This is a genomic window from Acidiphilium sp. (assembly GCF_049977125.1).
Taxonomy (GTDB): domain Bacteria; phylum Pseudomonadota; class Alphaproteobacteria; order Acetobacterales; family Acetobacteraceae; genus Acidiphilium.
Genome location: NZ_JBMFGY010000093.1, coordinates 9,233 through 11,878, shown reverse-complemented (window position 1 = coordinate 11,878; position 2,646 = coordinate 9,233). Strand labels below are relative to the sequence as shown.

Annotated in this window: 3 protein-coding genes; all 3 read right to left on the bottom strand. The window is 67.9% G+C overall.

The features are described 5' to 3' along the window. Positions 1-46 precede the first annotated feature (46 nt). On the bottom strand, positions 47-874 hold the full coding sequence (locus ACP5E6_RS12945; RefSeq protein WP_427954668.1) for a hypothetical protein: 828 nt from the start codon (positions 872-874) through the stop codon (positions 47-49). A 107-nt stretch (positions 875-981) separates the two neighbouring features. Continuing rightward, entirely contained in the window at positions 982-2,349 is a 1,368-nt protein-coding gene (locus ACP5E6_RS12940) for a sigma-54-dependent transcriptional regulator (protein WP_427954667.1), read from the bottom strand. Positions 2,350-2,394: 45 nt separating this feature from the next. Next, positions 2,395-2,646: ATP-binding protein (locus tag ACP5E6_RS12935; RefSeq protein WP_427954666.1), on the bottom strand; the 252-nt coding region annotated here is incomplete at its 5' end.

Below are 2,646 nucleotides of genomic sequence, written 5' to 3'. Positions count from 1 at the left end.
CTCGAAAAAATATAGAGCTAGAGCGTTAAGCTGAAAGCATAACGCTCTATTTCGACGTGGTTGGCGTCCCGGCCCCGCCCGAAGCCGCTGCCGGCGGCACCGGCGGATGTCCCGCCGGTCCACCCAACGCCCCCCCCATCATCGGCCCCTGCGGCATCGGCCCCCGCGTCATCGACCCCTGCATCATCTTCCCACCCATCGGACCATGACGCCAGCCATGGTGCCAACCGAAGGGGGGGTGCGGCATCGCGATCCGGGTCAGATCCTTGAAATCGGTGCCGATCTGCTGCACCATCATCACCGAGCCGAGCGCGTTGGTGGTGCCGAACCCCACCGCGGCGATGCTGTCACCCGGCTTCAGCAGCGCCGCCACCGAGGCCTTGGCGATCGCCGGCGGCGGCATGTGCAGCGCGGTGCCGTCAGCGAGCAGCACGCCGTTCTTCATGCCGTTCGGCCCGTACAGATATTGCGCCACCTTGCCCTGCACCATCATCCGCTTCGGCGCGCCGCGATGATGCGGGCCGAACCCGGCGGGCGGTCCGTCATCGGTCACGGTGTGGCTGCCATCCGTGATCGAAACCCCCTGAACCACCGGTTCATTGGCCGCCTTGAGACCGTGGATGATCACATCGTCCCCCCGTTTCACCGCATACGCGATCTGGGTGGACAGGTAGGGCGGGAACATCACATCCGTGCCGTTCGACAGAATAACCCCGTCGATCGCGCCGCGCGGGGTGATGGTGAAGTGTTTGACCGTTCCGCTATAGCGCGGCAGGGCGTTGGCGCCGGTTGCCGGCGGATTGGCCGCAAGCGCCGGACCGGCGCCGAGCAGGGCGGCGGCGCTGGCGAGAAAGAGAAGCTTTTTCCGTGTCATCGTAATCTCCATCGGGCCGGGAAACTCAGGCCCAAGCCCTGTTATGCATAACCCATGCCAGGCTCAGCATAACCCCTGCCAGATCGTATGTCCCTGATTTCGCCCGATCATCCCATCGACGATCCCGCGTCGTCGTCGGATCTGCCGACAGATGATGTCGGCGGATCCGACAGCATTTCGAGACCGTATCGCCGCAGACGGTCGTATAACGCCTGGCGGCTGATGCCGAGCGCCCGGGCGGCCTCGGTGCGGTTGCCCTGCGCGCGGGTCAGCGCGGCGCGGATCAGCGCGATCTCGGTCGCGGCGATCGCATCGGGCAGGGTCGGCGCATCCATGCGCGGGTCCGGCGCGGGAATCAGATCGAGATCCGCCGCATCGATCACGCCGGACGGGGTCAGGCTGATGGCGCGCTCCAGCGTGTTGCGCAATTCACGAACATTGCCCGGCCACCCATGCGCGAGCAGGGCGCGCTGCGCGGCATCGGTCAAACGCGGCGGGTGCAGCGGGCGCAGCGTGCTCATGATATGCCCCGCCAGCGCCAGCACATCCGCGCCGCGCACGCGCAACGGTGGCACCTCGATCGGGATGACCGCGAGCCGATAATATAAATCAGCGCGAAACTGCCCGGCCGCGATGCGTTCCTGCAGATTCTGATGGGTCGCGGCGATGATCCGCGCGTCGATCGTCACCGGCGCGCCGCCGAGCGGCACCACCTCGTGCTCCTGCAACGCGCGCAGAATCTTGGCCTGGGTCGCGGGCGGCATGTCGCCGATCTCGTCGAGAAGCAGCGTGCCGCCATCGGCGTCGCGAAACCGCCCCCGCCGCGCGACCGCGGCCCCCGTGAAGGCGCCGCGCTCATGACCGAACAGCTCCGCTTCCAGCAGATCGGCCGGAATCGCCGCGCAATTCACCGCGACGAAGGGTCCGGCGGCACGCGCGCTGAACCGATGGATCGCCCGCGCGACCAACTCCTTGCCGACACCGGTCTCCCCCAGAATGAGCACGCTGGCATCCCCCGCCGCGGCAAGTCCGATCCGCTTCTGCACATCACGGATGGCCGGGCTGGTGCCAATGATGGCGCCCGGCGCGGCCGTCTCGGCGGCCATGCCCGGTTCGGCGTGACGCAACGCGTTGCCCAGCAGCGTTCGCAGCGCGTCGCGACCGATCGGCTTGGTCAGGTGGTCGAACGCGCCGAGGCGCATCGCCTCGATCGTATTGTCGCCGGTGGCGAACGCGGTCAGCACCACGACGCGGGCGTCGGGCTGCGCCGCGCGGATCGCGCGCAAAGCCGCGATCCCATCCATGTCCGGCATGCGCAGATCAAGAAAAATCAGGTCCGGCATCACCGCGGCGATCGCCGCGAGAGCAGGGCGGGCGCGATCATATTGCGTGACGCTATGGCCAAGATCGGTCAGGGTTTCAGCGAGGCTGTCGCGGAAACCGGCATCATCGTCGATCAGGGTGATCCTCGGCATCAGACGCCGCCCCGCCGGCTCAGGCCGCGCGCGCCGCCGATCGACCTATCGTCCATCGAGGCCCTCCGGCAGAATGATCATGAACACCGCGCCCCGCGCGCTCGCCCGATGCTCGAGCACGCCGCCCTGCGCACTGATCATGTCCCGCGCGATCGCGAGGCCGAGGCCGATGCCGTCGGCACGGCCGGTGACGAACGGCTCGAACGGATCACCGAGGCGGGGATCAAGACCCGGCCCGGCATCGGCGATGGTGATGATCAGATGGGCACCGGCGCCCCGCTCAGGATCGGCGCCGAT